This is a genomic window from Schaedlerella sp. (assembly GCF_056796775.1).
In genome coordinates this window covers 38,269-60,182 of record NZ_JBQIKP010000031.1, presented here as the reverse complement: position 1 = coordinate 60,182, position 21,914 = coordinate 38,269, and the positions used below count along the sequence as shown (strand labels likewise).

Below are 21,914 nucleotides of genomic sequence, written 5' to 3'. Positions count from 1 at the left end.
CACCAAATGGGTGATATTATTTCATCTTAAAAAAATATCGGAAGGCCGCATAAACAGAGCGATTATAGCATGGAATAATAATTAAGCTTCACGGATTAAGGCTATTGACAGTGGAATGCGCTTCAGACCTTTTTCTTCTGAAGCGCATTTTTATACTATGTGTTTTCAAATTTGTCTCTTTTCAGGGTTTCAAAAGGATTCTTAATCCTAAATCCTTTTACCATGTCCCCTATGTGGATGCTGCTTTGCATAAGAAACAGCCTCTTTATTAATTTCATCTAAACTCTTATTATCAAAATATTCTCTTCGCCAAACAGTATAATCAAAACTATCTCTCTTGATCATAGCAATAAAACGTTCTGCATTTACAACACCAAGCGTCTCCACTAAGCAGGAAAATCCCTTATCTATAATATCAACCGTGTCATTCATATTTCTTTTCCTCCACTCTTCTGACAAATTCTCCCGGGGTAACTATCTCCACTTTCTCTGACCGATATTTTAAAAGCCTGTCATCGGTTGTAATAAAATAATTACTTTTCGCTAAAATGGCACAGGCAACATGCAGCGCATCCGCATTTTTTACTCCTGTCTTTTTAATCTCCTCTGCAATCTGTATTGCTTCTTCATTCCTGTCCTGGCTGACATAATATGCTTCATTTTCATTCAGAAATTCAGAAATAGCCTGTCTTTTGTGCCAAAATCTATTTTTTGCATTTTCATAGTCAAGCATGTACGATGTCACAAGTTCGAGTTCATTATTTTTTACCATATCCTGTATATGCAGCTTGGCTTCTGTATCCAAGTGGATTCTCATTTGTAATTGATCGTCATAAGGGCGATTATAACAACAATTATCTAAGTAAATTCTCATGCTTCAATCCTCTTTTTTATATCTTACTTTCGTATACTGACTATATACAGTATACGGGATTCCTGTCAGGAAATCAACATATAGGCTTTTTTTATTTCAGGCTTTGCACATACGCTGTTACATGTCACACCCCGACCAATCACCACGCTGATTGGTCGGGAGGATGCACATAAGAGCTGGTATTCAGGCCGTCCATTGCCGTAGGCAATTTAAAATGACGGCCTGAGTTACAGGGCACGCCTGGTCAAGGTGTGACCTGTAACCATACGCTGGTATACAGACAGTAAAATGCGCTTCAGGCTTTTTTCTTCTGAAGCGCATTTTTATACTGTATATTTACGTTTTATCGACATAGAAGGATTTTGTGGTCTTTATTTTTTCGAAGCTCTGGCTTCCAATGGATATACTTGCCTTCATGGATTCTTCACACCCCTTCCTTCTTTTTAATCTTCTGCGTATCCGTGATTCCAGAATGTATAAATTCCTCTGTTCTGGCATTGATAGATTTTGTTTCCATACCGGCTCTGTCCTTAATGCTGCACATCCCCCATATTTTCACGCATCATCCGCTCAAACATCGGCCCCATATGCTTTGCCAATAACGGGATCAGCTCCGCATCGTGGTTGCAGCGCACCTGCGTATTCTTACAGAATACCATCGTCCGCTCCTCTCCCGGAGCGCTGACCGGCCAATGCGGGATTCCTGCATGGTTGGGATCTCCGGTCCTGGCAAACGCGATCACACTGTCAAAGATCTGGGCTTCCAGTTTTGTCACACCCTCCTCCTGGATGGAAGGAACCATCTCGGTATTATGGAACACATACGGAACATCCGCGCAGTGCCATGGCACGCTTCCGCCATTGATCGGCAGATCCTGATTGAACAGATAGGAATAGGTACACTGGTTCCCGGCGCTTCGCTGCCGGATAAACTGCTGCGTGGGCAGACGGAACAAAAAGTCCAGCTTCAGCAGGTCCACCGGATTTCTCTCCGGGTATGCTTCTGCAAATAAGGGAAGCAGTTCTGCTGCCGCCTCTTCTCCAACCGTCTCTTTTACGATCTTGGCGCCCTCTTCCATGGTCAGCTCTTCTCCATGATATGGCGTCGGGATAAATCCTGAGAATTCTCCATACACGGTGCCTGCCAGCAACGGAATCTGCGCCGTTTCCTCTCGGAATCCATTTTCGTCGGGAGTCCCCCTGTAAAATGCATTCGGACAGGGTGTACAGCCTGTATATTTCCCGGCAGCGGCAAATTCCGGCTTTACACGCCGGTATGCCTCTGCCAGCCTGTCATAGGGTACGGTTTCCAATTCGTGGATGTCGCCGTCGATCCCCATCTCGGCCATCAATGCGATGGCAAGCTCCTCCCCGTCGCCTTTGCTGTCTGCCAGAAGCGGTCCGATGACACCGCTCATGTTGATCCCTTTTGCAAATAATCCATCTGCTGCGGGAGTCTGCAGCAGCGTGGTGATCTTCGCTCCGCCGCCGGACTGCCCGAACAGCGTCACATTATCCGGGTCACCGCCAAACTCCGCGATGTTTTCCTGAATCCACCGCAAAGCCGCAATGATATCGTCTGTTCCCGCATTTCCTGAATTCGCATATTCTTCTCCATAGGCCGACAGATCGCAGTATCCCAGGATATTCAGCCGGTGATTGATGGACACCACGACCACCTGCCCGATCCGGCACATATTTTCTCCCTCATATGCAATATGCTCGATCGCGGAACCAGACTCGAATCCGCCGCCGTGCAGCCACACCAGGACCGGACGCTTTTCCCCGTCGCAGGCGGGAGTCCATACATTCAGATTCTGGCAGTCCTCATTCATCACCCAGTACCTGTGGGGGACGTTCAATTCCCCGTTTGGTTTCGGCAGTTCCAGAAGAGGGCAGACATAGCGCTTCCCTGCCGGATATCATGCCGTTCAAGACCGCCCAGCTTTGGGCATGCTGTGTAAATTCCGGATAGGAGGGCCCCTCCCGATACATGTTCCTGCCCTCGTCCCAGCACAAAGCCTGAATCCGGTCTGTGATATGCTTCTGCCGTTCCCGGTATTCCTCCGCCGTCCCCGGCCTTCCGGTATTCTCATAGATCTCCGCGCCGTCCAGAAGCGCTTTCCCGTACATCAGGTTGAGGATCGTCGATGGGCCGCAGGCCGCGGCCCCGGGGCGCCCCTGGGTGTCATGCCAGCTTTCCTGCCAGTCCACGAAATCCCAATAACCCAGATTTTCTACAAGTCCCTGTGCCCCCATATGTCTGTCATAGTATTCCAATATCGCGTCCACATCGGAACGGTATTGTTTCAGCAGGCCGGCATCTCCGGTACGTTTATAATACTCCAGCAGCATAAAAATATAGTGAAGTGAAAATGTGCTGATGACCAGCTTCCTGCCCTGATCCGGGATGCACATGACGTACTTTTCTCTGCCATCCTTTGGGACGACGATTCCGTCTATGATTCGGAAGCAGGGTTCCACCGTGTTTTGACAGAAGAGGAACAAAAAGATACCGGATCGCCGGCATGGTTTTTGATCGGGCCCGCGGCACTGCACTCGATGGATGCACTGGAACTGCATCAGTATTACCGTACTTACGCCAACAGTTCCGTCACGGAAAAACATCCGCCCGTACTTTCTTTCGCACGGTTCCTCAGCATGATCCAGATTGCGGCCATGGCGCTCGGCAAACGGACAGACGAGGAAGAGATCATCCGTGAAAATCATCTGGACGCCGGGATCAGCGCCGGTCTGCCCGCAGATCAGGTCCAGTTTTCTCTGGAGCAGGAGGAGGAAGAAAGTGCCCATCACACATATTCCGAAGAGCAGGCATTGCTGAATTATGTCCGGGAAGGCAACGCAGAGGAGGCGCTGCATCTGAATATGCGTCTCGACCAGCAGCTTGGCCGGATGTCTCAGAACCAGATCATGCAGTGGAGAAAGCTTATGACGGTTGCCGTCGCGCTTGCTTCCAGGGCCGCCATTGACGGAGGGGCCTCTCCCGAAGAAGCCTATAAGCTCAGTGATTACTATTTGCAGAAAAGCGACGCGTGCATGGATGTGCCGGCGCTCATCGCCTGCCGCAATCAGGCGGTTCGGGATTTTTGCGAACGGATGGCGGCGCAGAAGGAACACAGGAAATGCAGCTCCTATGTCCAGCAATGCTGCGAATATATCTATCAGCATTACCGGGAAAAGATCCTTCTGGAGGATATCGCGGCCGACCTCCATATCAGTCCCACCTATCTTTCCAGGATTTTTTCCAGAGAAATGAAGATCCGGCTGCAGGAATACATTGCCCGGTTCCGCGTGGAGCGGGCGGCAAACCTCTTAAAATACTCGAACGAATCCATTGCCGGGATCGGGGATTATGTTGGATTTCCGTCTCAGAGTTATTTTGGCAATACCTTTAAGAAGTATATGGGGATGTCTCCCGGACAGTACCGGGAAAAATATCAGAACAGCAGCTTTTGCTGACTGCATCGACAGTGATCAGAATCTGACAGTAAGGAGCTGCAGAAAAATATCCTGCGCATTCTGCATCAGTTATTTTTCTGCAGCTCCTAAACTATACAATGAAAATCAATGACTCTTTCTATAATCTACAGAATATTGATATCCTCTTCCTGCCTCAAATGCCAGGATCATCAATTCAATATTTTTTGCTGAAAAATCACGGTATTGAAAATAGTACAGCATCGTATCTACAAAATTGTCCACTTTCTCCCTTTGATTCTCCATGATCGGAGCAGCATCCGGTTCTGAAAACAGCAGCTCTCTTATGAGATACGAAGCAAATTCTTCGTTCACAAAGGTCAATTCCGGCGCATTCTCCATTATAGTGATCTGCATCGGCTTATGTCTGAGCAGCCAGAATACTGTATAAGCGTAAATCTTGGACGGCTGTGTTTTCTCGATTTCCTGAAATTCCTTTAAGCGGTCAATATCCACAAAATAATCTACGATCACATGGCACAGAATATCATCTGAAATAAGAACCTTTTCTTCCAGGTCTTTTGCTTCAATAAAATCTAGCATCTGATTATAAAGCCATTGATATCTTTTTTTTATTTTCTCTTTTCCAAATTTTTCTACAAGATATTGATATCCTGATTTTTGAATATCTTCCACAAATTCAACCATGATATAGTGTTCCTCTGTCTTTTAACCGCTTATCCATCAGAAAACAACTGCAGGATCCCAGATATTTGTTAAATCTGTATCTGTAAAGCTCCTCAGCTCCACCCGAAAAATCAGGCGCATGATTCGGTCTGCAGTTCTTCTTGAATTCTCCGCTTTGCAACTGTTGGATCAATCTCTCGCTATTCAATTTTGCTTTTTCACTACACCTCAGAGCCATGTTTCCCACCTGCGCTTTCTTTTACTAATCTATTCTGAAACGCTTCCATTTGAGTATAGATATCCTTTATTCGAATCAAAGAATCTTCCATCACATCATAAATCTCTTCTGATGCGATCCATTGGTTTTGATCTGTCTCTTCCATTGCTTCATTTTCAAATATATCCCTCATGCATTCCCCAAAATCATTGGAAAAATTCGTAAGCTGACATAAAAGAAATGACATCTGTTCCAATGCCGTATGGCTCTTATTCTCGTCCTGCTTATATACATAATTGTGGTCGCAGTCACTCCATGCTTCATCGTAAATCGTTCTTACCTGAATTTCTATATATACCCCCTGATAGCTGACCGTATAATGTATGCTGCGATATCCCATTGGATGCAGCTTTGGAATGAGCTTATAATGTTCATATCTTTCAATATCATCCCCCTCCGCATAGTATACCTTTGGGATTTCCACTAAAATACTTTCCCCATTTTCAGGATGCGGCAGAATATCCCATTGATCATACAATTTCAAATCCGTATAAGGAAATGCCTTTATGATCTCCCCATGTATATCATTCCATTTTCCCCGGTAATTAATGATCAGGCGCATGCCGATCAAATCCGTAATAATACTCTTATAATTTCCGGCATTGATTCTCGAGTAACCGCTTTTTCTGTTCGCATAATTTTCATGCCGCTTTGTGATAACCTTTCCAATCAGACTGTCTAACGTCTTAATCCGGCTGGTCTGCAGATGAACTCCCTGCAATTCTTCAATAATATGCAAAAAATCATCTTTTATTCCGATCAAATGATTCCGCCATTTCTCATAATCCAAATAAATCTGATGGCAGATCTCTTTAATCGTCTCTTTATTGCCGATACTTTCATCTGCTTCATCCATTTCCCTGACCAGCAAGGTAAATTTCTTTTCAGACAAAAGCCAATTCCAGTATTTTTCCCACTCCATGTTTTTCTCTCCGGATTCTTTTGTAGCGCCATGTAAATTACTGAAAATTATAGCATATTCGCTAAAAGAGCGTCAACACCAACATTGCATTTTCTCAGAATAAACGTATGTACAAAAAAGAAGCGTTCGCACGTTTATTTTCTATATTTTCATGCCAGCACATCAAAGATCCGGATCTCTACACCCCAGTCCATCCCCTGCACCTCGGAGCGAAACCTCTGCTGGCAGAGGTACGCGCCAAGCACAGGGCTGTCTGTCAGAAACCTAGTACAACGAATAATAAGTATCTGGCTATATCGCGCAGGATGATTTTTCAGATACAAGGCAGATTTTCGACGGCGTAGCGGTGGCTACGGCTAGAAAATCTAACGCAGTAGCTGGAAAATCAGACAAGTGATATGGCTAGTTATTTATTATTCGTTGTACTAGGCACGGCATTAAAATGGGGATCCTGCCGGTTCACCGGCTGCAGATACCCGTTATTTTCCACATACAGCTTACAGTCATTGCCTTTCGAATCCTTTCCCTGGAACATGTATTTCGCACACATATTGCGGACGTGATCCGGTGTTTCCACCTGCACATCCACCGCCCCCGGGAGCGTCTCCCCGGTAAACAACTCCGACTCCACCTTTGCCGTAAAGGGGACAAATGTCACGCACCCCTGGGGGCTTTCCATATACTTGTCAGGGCAATTTTTCTTTTAAAGACCGCGATTTTATTTGCCTGCTGCCTTCTTGTCATTCTCTGCGATCATCTCCTGCATCTTATCTTCCAGATCATATTTTGCCAGGATGATCATGTCCAGCGTCTGACGGTAGAGGCTTCCCTCGGTCAGATCCCGCTTCGGAACCGCATGCCCCGTCCTCTGCCTGCAGCCCTCCGCGATATCCTCCAGATAGATCTTCTCCCGGAAATGCTTTGCCACATAATCCATACACCGCCTGGTATAGCTGGAAGTGTTCTGCTTTTCTTTCATCTCATGCACACGTTTCGTCAGCTCCTCCACCGCATGATTCCGATATACCAGAATCTGCGTGGTGTCTGTACACTCCGCACCTTTATTGATATAGAATCCGCTGATGCGATATGCGGCATAAGGGCTCACCCCGCCTTCGATCGCAGCCCTGGCGCGCAATGAGATCCCGACGGTCAGAAGATTCCGCAAATGTGCCAGCTCCGACCGGCCCATCTGGCCGATTTCCACATCGATCTTCTTCGTCAGACGCACAGCTTCCGTCACATTTCCCACCCTCACCATATCCAGGATCTCCCGCTCTTCCTGATAAGAGTGCCGAAAAATGTCCTCTTCCTCGGATTGGATATGAAATCGGATCTGATCCTTTACCTCCTGCTCCTTCGTCACCACAGCCATACGATTGGCATCCACAGCCTCCTGATCCGTGTACTCTCTGCCGGTCACGATTTTTGCCGCAATGCACATGATCTGTAGCACCTCCATAAGCGTAAACCGGCGCAGGTTCTTTTCCGCGTGCTCCGGGATCCCGTAGTGCCTGCAGAACCTGTGGCGTTTGAGCCTGTCGAAAAAATCTACGCTCATGGGGCCGATCAGACAGTGCCCGTTCTCCGCCGCCACACAGCCGAAATACACCTGGAACTCATCCTGGAACAGGTAGGGGGCCTCCTGCCTGTCGGCTGCGTGGGGCAGCATGTCCGGTAAAGCGTCGTCCTGACATAAGGGGTTCATTTCATCTGTTTTCCAGCTGTCATCCAATCCACTTTTTTCCACATAAAAAATGCCCGTTTGAAGCAGATCGGACAGATTTTTTAATAGAAACGTATCCATGCCTTCCTCCCTTTTTTAGCTGGAACGAGCCTGCTCTCAGCAGACTTCGCATAACTCTGCCTGTTATATTTAATGCAATAATACAAGAATATCTTTCATCCCACATCGTTATGAAAAATGTTATTTCCTGTATCCGATGATGATCAGATATCCAGCGCCGCATGATACCCCTGATAAACCGCATTGGTGATGGTGGACACCTTCGCGCAGTCTCCGATCACCGCCACATAAGGCGCGGTATCCCTGAGTGCTTCCGCCACATCCGTCCGCGCCCTCTGCCCCAGCGCGCAAATGACAGAGCTCCCTTTCACCAGATGCCGCTGTCCTTCCCGGTCCTCACAGACCACGCCCTGGGCTGTCACTTCCATTCCTTTCAGTCCGGCGCGCACCTCTGCAAGACCTTCGATCTGCTTCAGCAAAAGCGGGCGATGCCTTACATTGGCATCCGGAGCCAGCTCGTCCCGCATCTCCACGATGGTGACCTTCTTTCCTTCCTGGGCCAGGTGGATGGCCGCTTCGCAGCCTGCCAGTCCGCCGCCCAGCACCACGACTTCATCGCCCACTTTTTCCTTTTCCAGATAGTAGTTGTTTACGATGGTCACATTTTCCCTGTCGATTCCCGGGATTGGGAGCACCAGCGGCCTGGAGCCTGCGGCGATGATGACCGCGTCCGGAGACTCGCTTTCTACCAACTCCTTTGTGGCCTCCGTATTCAGCCGGATCTCCACCCCTGCCTCCCGGCATTGCTTTGCAAATGTCAACGAAAACTCATACATTTCCCGCTTAAAGGGCAGGGCCTGCTCACTCTTCAAAATGCCCCCAAGCTCCGATTCTTTCTCCATCAGGATCACCTGATGTCCCCGCAGCGCCGCCGTATGCGCCGCCTTTAATCCTCCGGGGCCGCCGCCCACGACCACGACCTTTTTGGACTCCGGCGCTTTCGGTACTTCACAGCCTTCCAGTTCACGCCCGATGATCGGATTCACGGTACAGCGCCTTGTAGAGGTTGCCGCCCGCTCCGCCATACAGGTAAAGCAGCGGAGGCATTTCACAATGTCCTCGTCCTTGTTTGCCATCACCTTCCTGGGCAGGAACGGATCTGCCAGGAGCGCCCGCGCCATGTAGACAATATCTGCTTTCCCATCGGCAATGATCTTCTCCATCTGCCGCGGGTCGTTGAGTCCGCCGATGGTGGCCACGGGAACAGACACATGCTTTTTGATCTCCGCCGCCAGGTACACGTTGCAGCCGTGTTCCTTGAACATGGACGGGTGGGTGTCGCCGAAGCCTCTCTGGTATGTACCCGCAGACACATGGAGCAAATCAATATAAGGCTCAATCTGCTGCGCGATCCGGACGCCTTCTTCCAGGTCATAGCCCCCGTCAAATAATTCCGAACCGCTGAGACGGAACTCGATCGGGAATCCCGGTCCCACAGCTTCCCTTACTGCCTTGAGCACCTCAACGGCCAGGCGGCAGCGGTTCTCCAGGCTTCCTCCGTATTCGTCCGTCCGCTTGTTAAAATACGGGGAAAAGAACTGGTTTAACAGCCACCCGTGGCCGCCGTGGATCATCAGCATCTCGAAGCCGGCGCGCTTCGCCAGTCCGGCCACATTGCCGTAAGCCGCCGTGATCTCCGCAAGCATTTCTTTTGTCAGCGCCTTCACCGGGACGCCGTCCGGACGGACCGTATCGCTGGGTCCCCACTGGTTCATGTCATGCTGCCTGCTCTTGTCCGTCATATAGGTTCCCGCATACATGCCGGAATGGGACAGCTCGATGCTGGGGATGGCGCCGTGCCTGCGGATGGCATCCGCCGTGTAGGCCGCGGAAGCCAGTGAATTTAAAATGGATGTATCCAGATGGTATGCGTGTGACCCGTCCGTTTTGGGATGGACCATGCATTCGCTGACCGTCACAGCGCATGCGCCGCCTTTTCCCCTCAGCTCATAAAATGCGGTGGACTTGGGGCCGATGCAGCCGTCATTCGTGATATCCGTCCCACCCATGGGCGCAGAAAACATACGGTTGCGGAATGTGACTCTGCCGATGGTGATCGGGCTGGAAAGATGTGGAAATTTTCTGACCATAATGTGCTTCCTCCTGTGGTAATGGCTTTTTTCTTTTCATATTAACACAGAAAAATGCTCCCATCTATCAACCAGATCGGAGCACCTGTCAACAAAATTTTTCCACCTATACGGTTGAAAATTTTTATTCCACAAATAATTCCGCCATCCCCCGCACCGCCTTTTCCTTTGTCCGGTCGCTCCGGATGATCATGGAAATCTTCCATGGAATCGAATCCCGCAGTTCGATCATCCGCAGTCCGTCCGGCATCGGCTTGTCCTGATGGATATCCGCGTCAATCCCCAGCCCAATCCTCTGCCGGCATAAATGGTAAATGATCCGGCTTTCCATGGTCTTTGCCGCAATGCACGGCGTAAAGCCGAAGTCCCGGCAGCGCTGCAGAAGGCTGTGATAGCTGTAGTATGCTTCATTCAGGGTGATCAGCGGTTCGTCCCGCAGCTCCTCCACAGAAACAGATTCCCTTTCATAAAACGGATGCCCCTCGTAGACAACCACGTTCATTTTCCTGCAGAACATTTCCCGGGACCACAGTTTGGGATCTGCCATCTGTCCGATCACAAATCCGATATCCATGCTTCCCTGCCGGACCTGCCGGATGATCTCCTGGTTCGCCGCCTCCTCCCATTGCAGACGGATATGGCTGTACTGCTTTTGATACTCCTCCAGCTTTTGAAGCGGAAACACATTGAGCACGCCGCAGGAAAAACCGATCTTCAGCTTCTGGTCCCGGTCCTGGATCTGCCGGAGCCCGATCATGATCTCATCAAACTGCTCCAGGAGCGGCGTGCTGTTCTCATAGAGATAGGTCCCGCTTTCTGTGGGAACCATCCCGTTTGCCAGACGTTCAAACAGGCAGGTTCCCAGTTCCTCCTCCAGATGGCGGATGATCTTGCTTAAGCCCTGGGAGGTGATAAAAAGCAGCTTTGACGCCTTATGGATGCTCCGTTCCTCGTATACCTGCCGGAAAAATCTCAGATCCTTTGTGTCCATTTTTCTCTCTTCCTCTTAAAGCACCCCGAACAGCCCCTTTACCTCGTCCTCTTCCATGATCCTGCTGCTTGGCTTTTCCGCGTTTGAAAGCATTGCTTCTACCTTATTTGCCAGCGTCACGTCAATAAAACGGCCCACGTCGATTCCCCGGAGCTCGAAGAATAAGAGCGGCTGTTCATCCAGCCTGACCCCCACGCCGTAAAGGGCTGCCGCCACATGCTTGCACAAAAGGGCCCAGTCCGGGCAACTGCAGGTAAAACTGATCTCGATGGGAGTCGGGAACAGGCCGTCCTTTCCCTGAAACAGTTCCTTCATCTCCTCCGGGAAATTCCCGGCAAGCAGTTCTTCCAGGTTTTCAATCTTTTTGCCGCATCTGCTGATGATCGACTGACACTTTTCCTCGGAAAGCGGGCTGATGCGGATCTCCACTTTGTATGGCGTCTTGCGCATCCCCTGCACCCGGGCCAATATTTTCCCTTTCTGGATCTTCAGGTCAATGACAGCCCCTGTGCGGATATAACGCTTTCCCCTGTCCAGACGGCTTTCATAATCCGCATACCGCTCCAGGTTCTCGCACCATGCCTGTCCCCACCAGCTTTTTACGATCGTCCTGCCCTGTACACTCACCGGCTCCAGAACCTTTCCCTTCGCCTGCTCTTTTTTCCGGCTGGCCGCGGATTTCTTCCGGATCTCCGAAGCCGTCGGCTGGCTGTATCGGGTAGAACTGTCCCAATATTTACTCATATCGCATCTCCTGTTTTTCTCATATTCCTTATCCTTAGGATCTGTCGGAAAATAACTGACACATCCTGCGCAATCTGTATCAGTTATTTTTCGCCTTATCCTAACCGCATCATCGACATCAGCTCGTCATTGCTGAGTTCGGTGATCCACTTCTCACCGCCGGAACCGATCACATTCTCCGCCAGTTCCTTTTTCGCCTCGATCATTTCATCAATCTTCTCTTCGATCGTGCCTTTGCAGACCAGCTTGTGCACCATCACATTCTTCGTCTGTCCAATCCGGAACGCCCGATCCGTGGCCTGGTTTTCCACAGCCGGATTCCACCAGCGGTCAAAATGGATCACATGGTTTGCCTTTGTCAGATTCAGCCCGGTTCCCCCGGCTTTTACGGAAAGAACAATAAAGGGCACGTACTTTTCTCCCTGAAATGCTTCCACGATCTGGCTGCGCTTAGCGACCGGGGTCCCTCCGTGGAGCACAAATCCCTCTGTCTGGAAGATCTCTGTCAAAAATGCCGCCAGGTATTCCGTGATCTCCTTGAACTGCGTAAACACAAGCACACGTTCGCGTTTTTCGTAAATGGTTGTACAGATTTCCTTCAGCATGGCGAACTTCCCGCTTTCCTCCATGGAAAATGTCTGCTGCCCCAGATATTGGTCGGGATGGTTGCAGATCTGCTTCAGCCGGATGATCGCAGCCATGACCAGTCCTCTGCGCTCGATTCCGTCCGCTTCCTCCAGCCGTTTCTCCAGATCTGAGACCGCCTTCCGGTAGAGGACGATCTGCTTCTTTGCCAGATTTGCGTAGTCGATGGTCTCCAGCTTTTCCGGCAGGTCCGCGATGATGCTTTTATCGGTCTTGACCCGTCGGAGCATAAAGGGCGCCACCATCGTTTTCAGGCGGACATACCCTTCCGGATGATCGCCCAGCCCTTTGCAGAATTCGTTGAATTCCGCCGAGGTTCCCAAAAGCCCTTTGTTCAGGAAATCAAATAATGACCACAGATTGGCCAGTTCATTTTCGATGGGTGTCCCTGTCATGGCGATCCGCATCCGGGAGGATAACTTTTTGATCTCCTTTGTCTGCCGGGTCAGCGGGTTCTTGATCGCCTGAGCTTCATCCAGGATCACGCACTCCCATTGTACCTCCTGCAGCTCCTTGATCCGTGTGACCATTCCGTAGGTTGTGATCGTGAGAAATGTACTGCTTCCCCGGAACTCCTCGCCCAGCTTCGGCGCCGTCTTTCCATGCAGGACCTGAAAATCCAGTGACGGAGCAAACTTTTCCGCCTCCTTCTGCCAGTTTCCGATCAGCGATGCCGGCACCACCAGAAGCGCCTGCGCACGCTGATTTGTCTTGCGCAGCTTTTCCAGGTATGCAAGGACCTGCACGGTCTTTCCCAGTCCCATATCGTCCGCAAGGCAGGCGCCGAAGCCCAGCTTGTCCATATAATTGAGCCAGGTGAAGCCGCTGCTCTGATAGGGACGCAGCGTCGCGCGGAAGGATTTGGGCAGCACGGCTTTCCGGATGGATTCCGGTTTTCTCAGATTCATCAGAAGAGACGAAAGCCATGCTCCGTTGGTGACAAGCTGCCCCACGTCCGCGGAGGCTTTTCCCGTACCGAGCTCCAGCCGCAGAGCGTCCATCAGCGTCAGATCCTCCGGAACCTCTTCCATTTCCTCAAGCAGCTTTTTCAGCCGCTCATGATCCACCTCGATCCACTTTCCTTTCAAAAATGCCAGTCCGTCTGTCTGGGCCAAAAGAAGCTCGATATCCTCCCGGCTCAGCGGCACTCCGTCTACCGTCAGCTCCGGACGCATGCTGACCAGCGTATCAAAGCCCAGCATGGACGGCTTCTCTTCCCCCATACTCACAGACATGGACACCTGCGCCGCTTTTCTCTTCCACCAGTTGGGGATCCTGCAAAGAATGCCGGTGCTTTCAATATCTTCGATCTGCTTTAAAAATATATACGCCTCCTCGGACGTCAGCCGCAGCGGATGGAACATCTCCCCGTTTTCCACGAATCCGGAGATCAGATTGGAAACCTCAGCCGCGCGGTTCAGGCAGGCCAGCAGAGCCAGCAGCTTTTCCCGTTCATTTTTATACTCTGTCAAAGCATATTTCAGCGGGACATGGCGGACCTTTCCGTCCTCTCCTCTGGTAGCGTAGGTTGCCAGAAACGCAAAGGGAAAGTCGTCGTCCTTATTCTCTACCAGGTGGAAAAAGATCCTCTCCGGGACATGGAGATGCTGATTCTTCTCTGTCAGATACATTTCCACGGTGCCGTCGTAGTCTCCGATCTCTCTGGAAAAGATCTCATTCAGCTTCCGGAATATCCCCCTGATCCACTTTTCCGTAATATACTCCGCACCGATCACAAATGGAACCGCACGGATCAACCGGTCCGCTGCCTCCTCCGACGGCTCTGCCCGGGTCTCCCCCCTGGAGATCTCCAGCTCCGGCAGGCTGGTCAGGGTTTTAAAAAACGCATCCGACACCTGGTATAAAAATGCCGCTGACGGACTGAGATACGGCGATTTTTCCGCAAGTCCCATGTGGTACAGCGCTCCGTAACGGTCCTGTTCAAACTGCCCCAGAAGCTTCTGATCCGCAGGGGAGAGCTGCTCCGGACGCCCATCAGGGCAGAAGCCGTCCTCTGTGAAAAGGAACTGAAGCGGAACAAGGCCCTTATTCCCCTGGGGCTGATTGTTCTTATTTACCTGTGCTGCATTCATAATCTTCATCCTGTTCTTGTATGATATTTTAATCCCTGCCCACGGGAATTTACACTCCGCGGCAGGAATGACTGATTCCATTATAGGGAAAAGCGGAGCAGAGCGCAAGAAGTGATCGAGGTTTTTTGTAAAAAGCCGCAGACTTTTTTTACCTGATAAAGTCTGCGGCTTTCAATCCCTGATTCTGTTTTTATTTCTGCTGTTCTGACTCTTTGCAGACCGCGCGGCATTTTCCGGCCATATTTCTACTCCTCCAGTTCCCCCAGGATCCGCAGCGGCTCCTTTCTCAGCTCCTGCCGCAGGAACCCAAAGCTGATCAGCGCCGCCGCCAGGAAGATACCGATTCCCGCCGCAGCCGCCATCTCCGGGCCGTGGTTCTGCTCTGCCGCGGAGAGATCGGCCTCATCCGGATCCGCCTGGGCGATCACCGCATTGCTGAATGAGGTGTCGAATTCCGTGGTCTCTTCCGTTGCCTTCACCGCCCGGTCCGTAGCCATCCAGCCCGCCGCGCTCCCGGCTCCCGCGCCCAATACTGCGAGCAGCAAAAACCCGGTCAGGAGGGAGACGGCGCACTGCCGTTTCGTCCGCCCAAGCAGACGTTCCACCGCGATCCGCTGGCGCTGGCCTGTGATGAACAGGTTGGCAAAGAAGCAGAGGATCATCACCGCCAGTACGCAGCCGCTTGCCAGGAAGATCACAGACATGAGCTTCCGGCTCTCGATCCCGTTTTTCAGATTGCTGTATCCGTTATCATAGAAACGGAGTTCCAGCCCTTCCACGCCCTGCTTCTCCCATGCGGCCATGAAATCCTCGATGGTTCCGTTGGGAATCTGGAAGGAGGTGTTGGCGCCGGTCATATACCAGATTCCCGTGATATGATCCGCCCAGGAATTTTCAGGTATGGCATTCCAGGGAATGATCGCCTGATTGTCACACAATTCATACCCATTATTTATGACCGACGTGGTGGTATAGATCCCGACGATCTCATACTCCTGCTCATCAAAGATCGGATATGCCTTTCCTTCGGCGTTTAAAATCGACTCCACCCACATCCCCCTTTCAAACAACGTTGGGGTATAGTCCGCGCAATAGAGCGGGAGCGTAAGCCTGTCCCCTGCCTCCTTCCGCAGAAGCATGGCCAGGCCGGAGGAGATCAGGCAGACCGGCTTTCCTTGGGCGTACTCCTCCTCCGTAATATCTCTTCCCTTTGTGATCTGCGCATCCTTCCAATAAAAGGGCATCAGAAGCTCTGTCCTGTCCACAGGAATCACGGGAACCGTGTGAAACAGATAATCCCGTGTTTTTGCGATTTCCAGCCAGCGTTTTCCCCGCTCCGTCTCATAAAAATCCTCTGTTACAATATCCATGTCATACTCGTCTTCCGCTTCAGCTACGGCATCATAGACCCGTTCGCCCTCCATGGTATACTGATGCGAGGCTACACTGTTCATTGGGAAAAATTCCTGTACATAATCCTCCGGGGCAATGTGTTCCACCCTTGATCCATGAACCCAGCCGACACTGCTGTTCAGCATCATGATGTATGTCGTTCCCGCCTCAAAGCTCCTGGCTTCCTCCAGATAGTGATCGCAGATATAAAAAATATCTCCCTCTTTCAGTTCAAATTCATCGCCTGCGAGAACTCTTTCCGCCCGCATGGGAAATGACTCATCCGCCCGGCCCGACTCTAAGGGGGTGGCCTCTACCACCGTAAACATATAGGGACTGCTTGCCGCCTTCTGATCCACCAGCGCTCCGAAATTGGGCCGCTGCTTCGCTTCCAGGATATAGCCGGCCCCTTCAAAATCCAGCACCGAGCTGGGAATCCTTTCCCCATATGCTCCCCACTGGGTATAATAATATCCGTCTTTCGCGTCCCAGTGCCTCCCGTTCTCTACGTGGTCGGTCTTTTGCTCCACTGTCCCCACCGTCATGAAGATATCCTCAAATTCCTCCAGCATGGCCCGGTTGATCTCCCAGAGGCTGCCTCCCAGCGCCAGCAGAAATGCCGAAACCCCGGCCAGCAGAAGGAAGAGGATGCTTTTTAAGGGGCTCCGCAGGATCTGTTTCATACTATAATAAACTGTCATCCTAAACCATCCTTCCGTCCTTCATTTTCAAGCACACATCCGCCCGCCGCGCCACCTCCGGGTTGTGGGTCACTACGATCACCAGATAATCCCGTTCATGTGCCAGCTTCCCAAGTAGTTCTACAATGTGCTCTTCATTTTCTGAGTCCAGGTTGCCGGTGGGCTCATCCGCCAGCAGGATCCGCCCCTGGGCTGCCATAGCCCGGGCGATAGCCACCCGCTGCTGCTCCCCGCCGCTCATCATTTTGGGATACTGGTGGAAGATCTTCTCCCCCAGCCCTACCTCCCGCAGACAGTCCTCCGCCTGCTTCCGTGCTTCCCGGCGGGAGATTCCCTGCAGTTCCATGGGATACATAACATTTTCCACCGCATTCAGAAGAGGAAACAGGTGAAATGCCTGATAGACCACGGAAATCTGTTTTCTCCGGTAAGCATCCCGGTCCATTTCCAGGAGATTTTCCCCTTCCACCAGGATCGTGCCGGATTCCGGGCGGTCCAGGCCCGCCAGGAGAGAGAGGAAGGTGCTCTTTCCGGAGCCGGATTCACCTGTGATGGCATACATGTTCCCGGCCTCGAAGGAACAGCTCACCTCTTTCACTGCCTCAATCTTCTGATATTGATTCTGATAAGAATAACTCACATTTTCTACTCTGATCTTTTCCATTTACGTCCCTCTCAATCATATAGAATTACAGGTCACACCTTCTTGACCAGGGGCGCCCTGTTACCGTCTATTGGTGTGTCAGCACAGCCGCGATACTCATTCTTCCAAACATCCACAGGGCTGCCGCCGCTCCCAGCGTATAGCAGCACAAAAAGATCCCCCAGACCATCCACGCCGTCAGGATATCCGCGGTTCCGAACATCGCGCCGATCACCGCGCCTGCCGCGCCGCCGCACGCCGCCAGCAGCATATGCTCCGCAAAGAATACCAGGGTACAACGTCTTTTGCTGGTTCCCAGCGCTCGCATGATGGCGTACTCGCCCTTCCTGCCCTGGAACAGCAAATGAGGCACGATATACCCTGAGAGCACGACGATCAGCAATACAAAGGGCAGAAATCCCTCCAGCAGAGAGATGCTTTTTTCCAGCCCCAGAGCCGCCTGGATGAACACATCGTCCTCCATCCGCAGCGCGGAGCCCGCGTAATTTTCCGGCGAGCCTGGAACCACAGGAGTCAGCCCGGGCTCCCTAAGATCCTGCTTCAGTTCGTTGAGCTTCATCGGATCCTTCACGGTAAACCGCAGGGACGAAGCAAAATAGACCTTGTCATTTTCTTCATAGAGCTGCCGTACCGCCCCGATGGGAAGCATCACCTCCGCTGCCATGGATTCCCCGGCTTCCGAATCCTCAATTGCCCCGACGATCTCCATTTCCAAAGGCTTCAGTTCTTCCCGCTCCAGCCCCAGGCCGATCTCTGCCCGGATATAATGCTCCAGAGAACAGGACAGATGGTCTCCCGGCTCCAGGCCGTGTCCCACCAGAAACGCGGTTCCCGCGACGCACACATCCCTGCTCTTTTGAAAGCTTTCCCAGCTCCAGCCGTCCGCCCAGGTGAGATCCTGTTCACAATCCTCGTAGACGGATCCCAGATCGTTGATGCCCAGGATCCGGAACTCGTCTGCCTGGGGGATGTCTCCTGACAAGCTTCCGTTATCCTCATCGGGCTGTGCGCTGTCTTCGGCTTCGATCTGTTCCCCAGGCTGCATCGGTTCTTCCATTCCGGCTCCTTCGTCCGCCTGCGTCAGTTCCTCCGTTCCGGCTCCTTCGTCGGCCTGCGTCATATGTCCGACCAGCTCCGCAGTCTCCCGGATCTTCCAGATATGCGGGGACGTATAGACCATATCCAGCACCTGCTGCCGGATAAACAGCCCGCTGTTCAGGGTTCCCGCCGCGTTCATCACCGTGGCCCGCACGGGGATCGCCTCCGGCAGCTCCTCAAACTGCCCTCTGGCGCTGACCAGATTTCCCAGATAAAATACCAGCACCACCACCGTCATCATACTGATCATTCCATTCAGAATGCTCTTGAAACGATGCCGCCGGATATTGACCCCTATGGAATATATCCCCTGGAATACAGCCCTTCTGTTCTTTTGGACTTCTTTTTTCACCTTCTCATCATCCTCCCTGCCGCAGACGATCCGTGTCCGCGGTTCCTTCGTCTCCTGATCCTGCTCCACCGTACATGCCGCCGTATAGGAGACGCCGTCCAGCGTAAACTCCGGATACCTTCCCGGACGGACCATCCGGAACTTCCTCCGTTCTTCCCCGGCCCATTTCCTCAGCTCCTCCTCGAACCGCCCCGCCGTATTCACCGGCTGGTCCGTGTAAAAGGAGAACTGTCGCTGACGCTCCTCTTCCGCTACCTGCTTGTAATCATCCACGATCCGCGCGAATACGCTCCCGCTTTTCGCCATATGCTCCATCCGGTCCAGGTAGCTGTCCACGTCTATGGACTCTGACTTTTCTTTTCGGATATTGGCGCAGACCTCCACCGCCGCCTGAATCTGCTTCTGCTGCCGCAGGAGCGCTTCCTGCTGCTTCGCGGCGGCCTCTTTTAGAGGAAGCGTTCCGTCCAGCACCTCCTTGATCTCCTTTAACGGCATGTCCAGCATGCGGAGCATTTTGATCAGCTTCAGCCGCCGGACATCCTCATCGGAATAATCACGATAGGCATTGCCGGCGTCCCTGGCCGGTTCCAGCAGCCCCTGCCGTTCATAGTAGCGGATGTTCTGTCTGGTGATCCCGGTCAGTTCTTCCATCTGTTTTGTGTTCAAGCATACACCCCCCTGTGTCCATTGGGCACTTAATCCTATACGTTTTCCAGCTTTACGTGCTTATTTTAAAGTATATAGCAGGTATACAGTCAAGTATTTTGTGAAAGATATCCACTTTTTTATCGAAAAACACTTTTTCCTCTATCTCACACAGCCATGTAGCATTCAAACAATATCGGAAGTTAGGAACTGGCACAAAATTACTTACCAATAGTCCGCAGGATTTCTCTTCGGGAGTGCTACCAAAAAATCAGGCGCATAGCGGGCTATGTAACTGATTTTTTGGTAGTGCTCCTGGAGAGAAAGACAAGGAATAAAAAATAATACTTGCATTCCTCCTCTCTCCCATGTATAATATCACTGAATCAAAAAGAAAGGGCACGTGTGAGGTTCGTCTGCCGCGCAGACTGACTGATGGATGTGCAGGGTGAGGACATGATTATTCGATAATTTGATTTGGATGCCGCAAGAAGTTGTATCTGCCTGTGTCAACAGGCTTATATTCGTTTGCGTATACCGATTTAGATTATCTGCGTGATCTGCCCGCTTTGTATGACCGTTCACAGAAGTGCCATTTCTGAATGTGGCGGTATGAAGTCCCATTCGTCGAAGGTTTGTTTTGATTTCTTAAGCCTTTGATCGGATGGATTCTAAATAGAGGGTTTCTTTGCGTGAGTCTGTTTTCGGATACGAAGACGGGCTTTTTTTATTCCATATTGATGACGGTTCAAAACGGCAGACCACAGACGCCGGAAGTTTTGATTGATGAAAAAAGCCTGTCAGCAGTCAAACCGCAGGAGGTTTTATGATACAGATAAAGAATGTAACCATCACACACAAAGAAGACGCAAGAGTGATCCTGGAGGATTTCAGCTGTGTATGGAATGACGGGGACAAAGCCGTGATCATCGGTGAGGAGGGCAACGGAAAATCCACCCTTCTCCAATGGATCGCTTCCCCGGACAGGATCGGGGATTACTGTGAAGCCAGCGGGGAACGGATCGTCCGGGGGCACAGGATTGGATATCTGCCCCAGGAGCTGCCGGCCCGGGACGCCCGCTTATCGGTTTACGAATTTTTTATGGAGGAGCCCATGTTTCTGGAGCAGACGCCGAAAGACCTGAACCGGATGGCAGGAGAGTTCAGCCTGCCCGTTGATTTTTTCTACCGGGAGCAGTCCATGGGAACGCTCTCCGGCGGGGAAAAGGTGAAGGCCCAGATGCTGCGCCTCCTGATCGCCGGGCCGGACGTCCTGCTCCTGGATGAGCCCTCCAATGACATTGACCTGGAAACCCTGGAATGGGTGGAAAGGCTGATCCTGAGCTGGAAGGGGATCGCGCTGTTCATCTCTCATGATGAGACCCTGATCGAGCATACAGCCAACATGGTCATCCACATCGAACAGATCCGCCGCAAAACCAGGTCCCGATATACGATCGTCCGCATGTCCTATCCCCAGTACCGGCAGGAACGGCTCGCCAGATTCGAGAGCCAGGAGCGGAAAGCGAAGAATGAACGGCGGGAGAAGAAGTTGCGGGAGGAAAAATTCCTTCGGGTCTATCAAAGCGTGGAACACGCCCAGAACAGTATTACCAGGCAGAACCCATCCAAGGGGCGGCTGCTGAAAAAGAAGATGCATGCGGTGAAATCCATGGAGCGGCGGTTTGCCCGGGAGGATGAGCACATGACAGAAATACCGGAGGAAGAGACTGCCATCTTCTTCAAACTGGGAGACGAGACCGCGAAAATCCCTTCTGGAAAAACGGTCCTGGATCTGGAACTGGAACGGCTGGACACGCCGGACGAAAAGCGGACGCTTGCCAGGCAGATCCGCCTGCGGATCCATGGCTCTGAAAAGGTCTGCGTCATCGGGGCAAACGGTTCCGGAAAGAGCACGCTGCTGGGCAGGATCGCGGAAGAACTGCTGGGCAGAAAGGATATCCATGCGGAGTATATGCCCCAGAATTATGAAGAGCTGCTGGAGCTTTCCATGACGCCCGTGGATTATCTGGCGCAGACCGGAGACAAGGAAGAACGGACCCGAATCCGCACGTACCTGGGCGCGTTAAAATATACCGCGGATGAGATGGAGCACCGGATCAGCCAGCTCTCCGGAGGCCAGAAGGCAAAGATCTTTCTGCTGAAAATGAGCTTGAGCGGAGCCAATGTGCTGATCCTGGACGAGCCCACCCGGAACTTTTCGCCCCTGTCCGGGCCGGTGATCCGGCAGATGGTGAAGGAATTTCCCGGGGCGGTGATCAGCATTTCCCATGACCGGAAGTATATCGCGGAAGTCTGCAGCCGGGTGTACAGGCTGACGGCCGACGGGCTGAAAGCAATGGAATGATATTTCATTTTCAAAATGTATGGGGTTCCGCCGAAGGAATTTATCTGGAGACGGGAAATGGAATAAACTCACAGCGGTACCGCTAACCGCGCGGATAAAAAGCGAAAAACTTTCTTGTCGATATCT

17 protein-coding genes are annotated in these 21,914 nt (G+C 51.5%); 2 read left to right on the top strand and 15 right to left on the bottom strand.

Going from position 1 to position 21,914, the window contains the following annotated elements; genetic code table 11:
- Nucleotides 1-207: 207 nt before the first annotated feature.
- From ACTOY7_RS14125 to ACTOY7_RS14110, 4 genes are all read right to left on the bottom strand, one after another.
- Entirely contained in the window at nt 208-432 is a 225-nt protein-coding gene (locus tag ACTOY7_RS14125; protein ID WP_160285236.1) for a hypothetical protein, read from the bottom strand.
- Nucleotides 425-874 (bottom strand): PIN domain-containing protein, encoded by a 450-nt coding sequence (locus ACTOY7_RS14120; RefSeq protein ID WP_394683351.1) that lies wholly within the window; start codon nt 872-874, stop codon nt 425-427. The genes ACTOY7_RS14125 and ACTOY7_RS14120 overlap by 8 nt, the downstream gene beginning before the upstream one ends.
- Nucleotides 875-1,404: 530 nt before the next feature.
- Complete coding sequence (locus ACTOY7_RS14115; protein WP_482670677.1) at nt 1,405-2,709, bottom strand: carboxylesterase/lipase family protein; 1,305 nt, start codon at nt 2,707-2,709, stop codon at nt 1,405-1,407.
- Nucleotides 2,702-3,292 (bottom strand): alpha-L-rhamnosidase-related protein, encoded by a 591-nt coding sequence (locus ACTOY7_RS14110; protein ID WP_160281174.1) that lies wholly within the window; start codon nt 3,290-3,292, stop codon nt 2,702-2,704. The genes ACTOY7_RS14115 and ACTOY7_RS14110 overlap by 8 nt, the downstream gene beginning before the upstream one ends.
- 72 nt (nt 3,293-3,364) lie before the next feature.
- Between ACTOY7_RS14110 and ACTOY7_RS14105 the strand changes: the two genes are divergently transcribed.
- The gene (locus tag ACTOY7_RS14105; RefSeq protein WP_482670676.1) at nt 3,365-4,354 is read left to right on the top strand and encodes a helix-turn-helix transcriptional regulator; all 990 of its coding nucleotides are present in this window, start codon (nt 3,365-3,367) and stop codon (nt 4,352-4,354) included.
- 105 nt (nt 4,355-4,459) lie between these two features.
- Here the strand turns inward: ACTOY7_RS14105 and ACTOY7_RS14100 are convergent, their stop codons facing one another.
- From ACTOY7_RS14100 to ACTOY7_RS14050, 11 genes are all read right to left on the bottom strand, one after another.
- Entirely contained in the window at nt 4,460-5,020 is a 561-nt protein-coding gene (locus ACTOY7_RS14100; protein ID WP_160281176.1) for a hypothetical protein, read from the bottom strand.
- 200 nt (nt 5,021-5,220) lie between these two features.
- A complete protein-coding gene (locus tag ACTOY7_RS14095) occupies nt 5,221-6,198 on the bottom strand; it encodes a RelA/SpoT-related domain-containing protein (RefSeq protein WP_160281177.1) in 978 nt (325 codons plus the stop codon).
- Nucleotides 6,199-6,604: 406 nt separating this feature from the next.
- Complete coding sequence (locus ACTOY7_RS14090) at nt 6,605-6,877, bottom strand: DUF3237 domain-containing protein (protein WP_394683346.1); 273 nt, start codon at nt 6,875-6,877, stop codon at nt 6,605-6,607.
- A 39-nt stretch (nt 6,878-6,916) separates the two neighbouring features.
- Nucleotides 6,917-8,005 carry a hypothetical protein gene (locus tag ACTOY7_RS14085; RefSeq protein ID WP_482670675.1) on the bottom strand — a complete coding sequence of 363 codons (1,089 nt, stop codon included), beginning with the start codon at nt 8,003-8,005 and terminating at the stop codon, nt 6,917-6,919.
- A gap of 143 nt (nt 8,006-8,148) precedes the next feature.
- A complete protein-coding gene (locus tag ACTOY7_RS14080) occupies nt 8,149-10,095 on the bottom strand; it encodes an FAD-dependent oxidoreductase (protein ID WP_482670674.1) in 1,947 nt (648 codons plus the stop codon).
- Between the two features lie 124 nt (nt 10,096-10,219).
- Nucleotides 10,220-11,086 (bottom strand): LysR family transcriptional regulator, encoded by an 867-nt coding sequence (locus ACTOY7_RS14075; RefSeq protein WP_482670673.1) that lies wholly within the window; start codon nt 11,084-11,086, stop codon nt 10,220-10,222.
- A gap of 15 nt (nt 11,087-11,101) precedes the next feature.
- Entirely contained in the window at nt 11,102-11,830 is a 729-nt protein-coding gene (locus tag ACTOY7_RS14070; protein WP_482670672.1) for an SWIM zinc finger family protein, read from the bottom strand.
- Between the two features lie 95 nt (nt 11,831-11,925).
- Entirely contained in the window at nt 11,926-14,568 is a 2,643-nt protein-coding gene (locus ACTOY7_RS14065) for a DEAD/DEAH box helicase (protein WP_300885868.1), read from the bottom strand.
- A gap of 245 nt (nt 14,569-14,813) precedes the next feature.
- Nucleotides 14,814-16,661 (bottom strand): FtsX-like permease family protein, encoded by a 1,848-nt coding sequence (locus tag ACTOY7_RS14060; protein WP_482670671.1) that lies wholly within the window; start codon nt 16,659-16,661, stop codon nt 14,814-14,816.
- A gap of 1 nt (nt 16,662) precedes the next feature.
- Nucleotides 16,663-17,325 carry an ABC transporter ATP-binding protein gene (locus tag ACTOY7_RS14055; protein ID WP_160281185.1) on the bottom strand — a complete coding sequence of 221 codons (663 nt, stop codon included), beginning with the start codon at nt 17,323-17,325 and terminating at the stop codon, nt 16,663-16,665.
- Nucleotides 17,326-17,392: 67 nt separating this feature from the next.
- The gene (locus ACTOY7_RS14050; RefSeq protein WP_482670670.1) at nt 17,393-19,441 is read right to left on the bottom strand and encodes a MerR family transcriptional regulator; all 2,049 of its coding nucleotides are present in this window, start codon (nt 19,439-19,441) and stop codon (nt 17,393-17,395) included.
- A gap of 805 nt (nt 19,442-20,246) precedes the next feature.
- Between ACTOY7_RS14050 and ACTOY7_RS14045 the strand changes: the two genes are divergently transcribed.
- Nucleotides 20,247-21,788, top strand: coding sequence for an ATP-binding cassette domain-containing protein (locus ACTOY7_RS14045; protein WP_482670669.1), 1,542 nt, complete (start codon nt 20,247-20,249; stop codon nt 21,786-21,788).
- The last annotated feature ends 126 nt before the right edge of the window (nt 21,789-21,914 follow it).

Bases quoted from the DNA above. Each gene is read 5' to 3' on its own strand.
- ACTOY7_RS14125 (WP_160285236.1), bottom strand. From the start codon at position 432: ATGAATGACACGGTTGATATTATAGATAAGGGATTTTCCTGCTTAGTG.
- ACTOY7_RS14120 (WP_394683351.1), bottom strand. From the start codon at position 874: ATGAGAATTTACTTAGATAATTGTTGTTATAATCGCCCTTATGACGAT.
- ACTOY7_RS14115 (WP_482670677.1), bottom strand. From the start codon at position 2,709: ATGAATGAGGACTGCCAGAATCTGAATGTATGGACTCCCGCCTGCGAC.
- ACTOY7_RS14110 (WP_160281174.1), bottom strand. From the start codon at position 3,292: ATGTGCATCCCGGATCAGGGCAGGAAGCTGGTCATCAGCACATTTTCA.
- ACTOY7_RS14100 (WP_160281176.1), bottom strand. From the start codon at position 5,020: ATGGTTGAATTTGTGGAAGATATTCAAAAATCAGGATATCAATATCTT.
- ACTOY7_RS14095 (WP_160281177.1), bottom strand. From the start codon at position 6,198: ATGGAGTGGGAAAAATACTGGAATTGGCTTTTGTCTGAAAAGAAATTT.
- ACTOY7_RS14090 (WP_394683346.1), bottom strand. From the start codon at position 6,877: ATGGAAAGCCCCCAGGGGTGCGTGACATTTGTCCCCTTTACGGCAAAG.
- ACTOY7_RS14085 (WP_482670675.1), bottom strand. From the start codon at position 8,005: ATGGATACGTTTCTATTAAAAAATCTGTCCGATCTGCTTCAAACGGGC.
- ACTOY7_RS14080 (WP_482670674.1), bottom strand. From the start codon at position 10,095: ATGGTCAGAAAATTTCCACATCTTTCCAGCCCGATCACCATCGGCAGA.
- ACTOY7_RS14075 (WP_482670673.1), bottom strand. From the start codon at position 11,086: ATGGACACAAAGGATCTGAGATTTTTCCGGCAGGTATACGAGGAACGG.
- ACTOY7_RS14070 (WP_482670672.1), bottom strand. From the start codon at position 11,830: ATGAGTAAATATTGGGACAGTTCTACCCGATACAGCCAGCCGACGGCT.
- ACTOY7_RS14065 (WP_300885868.1), bottom strand. From the start codon at position 14,568: ATGAATGCAGCACAGGTAAATAAGAACAATCAGCCCCAGGGGAATAAG.
- ACTOY7_RS14060 (WP_482670671.1), bottom strand. From the start codon at position 16,661: ATGACAGTTTATTATAGTATGAAACAGATCCTGCGGAGCCCCTTAAAA.
- ACTOY7_RS14055 (WP_160281185.1), bottom strand. From the start codon at position 17,325: ATGGAAAAGATCAGAGTAGAAAATGTGAGTTATTCTTATCAGAATCAA.
- ACTOY7_RS14045 (WP_482670669.1), top strand. From the start codon at position 20,247: ATGATACAGATAAAGAATGTAACCATCACACACAAAGAAGACGCAAGA.